Source organism: Mycobacterium sp. E2238, assembly GCF_001672665.1.
Classification (GTDB): Bacteria; Actinomycetota; Actinomycetes; order Mycobacteriales; family Mycobacteriaceae; genus Mycobacterium.
Genome location: NZ_LZKF01000075.1, coordinates 1 through 2,296, shown reverse-complemented (window position 1 = coordinate 2,296; position 2,296 = coordinate 1). Strand labels below are relative to the sequence as shown.

2 protein-coding genes and 1 pseudogene are annotated in these 2,296 nt (G+C 72.2%); 2 read left to right on the top strand and 1 reads right to left on the bottom strand.

Going from position 1 to position 2,296, the window contains the following annotated elements; all coding sequences use genetic code 11:
* A pseudogene (locus A5711_RS05985) lies at positions 1-512 on the bottom strand (hypothetical protein); the annotation flags it as partial.
* Between the two features lie 289 nt (positions 513-801).
* Between A5711_RS05985 and A5711_RS05980 the strand changes: the two are divergent.
* On the top strand, positions 802-1,824 hold the full coding sequence (locus A5711_RS05980; protein ID WP_231987426.1) for a hypothetical protein: 1,023 nt from the start codon (positions 802-804) through the stop codon (positions 1,822-1,824).
* 223 nt (positions 1,825-2,047) lie between these two features.
* A partial coding sequence (locus A5711_RS27460; RefSeq protein ID WP_231987425.1) for a hypothetical protein occupies positions 2,048-2,296 on the top strand: 249 nt, incomplete at its 3' end.

Genomic DNA, 2,296 nt, shown 5'->3' with positions numbered 1-2,296 from the left:
CGAATCGATGACGGCGCGCCCGGACGGGCTGTTCCTGGTGGGCTCGGACGTCGACATTCCGTACATCGGGCCGGCGCGGGCGGGACGGACGCGGGCGGCGGCGGGATCGCGGCTGGCGGCGGCGGAGCCTGGTTGGTCGGGGCCACAACGTTTTGGGTGATGTCGGGGCGTTGCGGCGCGTGCGGCCGGATGTCGACGGCCAGCGCCACGGCCAGCGCCACGACACCGCCGACGAATATCAGCGTCGCGGCGACGACGGCAAGCACCGATCTCCGGCTGCGTCGCTCGCGCGAGTGTGCGGCGGACTCGCCGTCGGTGCCGGTCGCCCGCGACTTTCCGGTCGTCGACTCGGCGCTGTAGGCCAGCTCGCGGCTGTCAGCCGAGAGATCCCCCGCGTGGGGCATCGCGATCGTGGACGGCGCGCCCAACTGCGCGTTGGCCGCCGCCAGCGACGCGCCCCGCGCCAACGCCATCTCGGGTTCCTCGGGCGTGGTCACCGACAGCGACGTCACCGCTTCGAGCGCCGGCCCCCGCCCCGGCCTCCCCACAACCGGGGCCCGGTCCCTCCCACGGCGATCAGTGGGACGACTGGCTCCATCGACACCTGGGACACGGCCTCCCGATCCCGTAGCCGCGTCCGGCCCCAACCCCAAGGCGCCGCAAGCGCGTAAAATCGTGGGACTAGGGGAACATACGGTGGGGACTCAGTGACCTCTGGCGTTTTCGCGGGGTGCGGCGGCCACGTCCTCACATCAGGACTAGCAATCGAACCTTGGAGGAGCTTTGGACACCGTACTTGGGGTGTCAATGGCGCCGACGGCCGTCCGAATGGTGCTGGTCGAAGGCCAGAATGGCGAAGGCGCCACCGTCGACGAAGACAATTTCGACGTTCCGCCCGAAGATGACGCCGCAACGCTCAGCGCGGCCAACCAGGTAGTCTCCGCGATCCTGGGCACGCGTGAGGGCGCCGCCGAGGGCGGCTACCAACTGGCCTCGACAGGGGTCACCTTCACCGACCCGATCGAGGCCGCCGCGCTGCGCGATGCGCTGGCCGCCCACAAGGTCGAGAACGTGATGTTGGTCTCGTCCTTCCTGGCCGCGGCGGCCCTGGCCCAGGCGGTCGGCAGTCAAACCAACTATGCGCAAACGGCGCTGCTCTACATCGAGCCCGACACCGCGACCCTCGCTGTCGTCAACAGCGCCGACGGGTCGGTTGCCGATGTCCGCCGGGAACCCCTGCCGGCCGACGACGAGGCCGCGGTGGCCCAGCTGGCCACCATGGTTTCGCAGGCCGAGACGATGGAGACCCGCCCGGACGGGGTGTTCGTCGTCGGCTCCGGCGTTGACATCCCGCTGATCAAGCCCGCGCTCGAGGCGGCGACCACGCTGCCGCTGTCGGCTCCCGAGGAGCCGGAGACGGCGCTGGCCCGGGGCGCGGCGCTGGCCTCGGCGCACGCCCCGCTGTTCTCCTCCTCCACCGCAGCGCTGGCCTACGCCCAAGACCCGGGCACCGGCGCCATCAACCCGTTCGCGATTGCGCCGGGCTACTTCGAAACCCCGGGAACCCTGGAAAGGGACGCCCTCGCCTACAGCGCCGTCCCCGACGACGTCGACGACTTCTACACCGGCGCGCAAACCGGCGCCACCGCGCTCGTCGACGCCGGTTATCCCGAGCGCCGCTCCTTCCGGCTGGTGGGCAGCATCGTGGCGGGCGTCTTCGTCATCGGTGTGGTGGCGCTGGTCGTCTCGCTGGCGATCGCGATCCGGCCCACGGCCAACGTCCGGCCCAGCCCGAACCAGAACGTCGTCGTCGCGATGAGCTAACTGCATCGCCTCCCTAAGCGGAAGGCAAACGGCAGGTGACAGCTGGCCCCGAACCGATTAGTGCCGGCCGAACCCACCGTGGCCACCGCCGAAACCGCCGTGGCCGCCGCCGAAGCCCGGAATGCCGGGGAACCCGCCGCCACCGCCGCCGTGACCTTCGTCTCCGCCGCCATGACCACCGCCGAAGCCGCCACCGGGCGGCCCACCGATGATCGGTCCACCGATGCCTGGGATCGGCAGCGGGATCGGCACCGGAACGGGCGCCACCGGAGGTGGCGGCGCGGGAGCCGGCGCGACCGGAATCGGGGCAGGCGCCGGGGCTTCGGGAACCGGAACAGGAGCGGGAGCCGCCGGGGCCGGCGCCGGGGCGGGCACCTGGGCCTCCGGAGCGGGCGGCGGGGCCGCGCAGGGGCACGAGGCGCCGCGTGGGTGGGCCGCCCCCCGCTACGCGCGCTCGAACTCGGCCGGATGT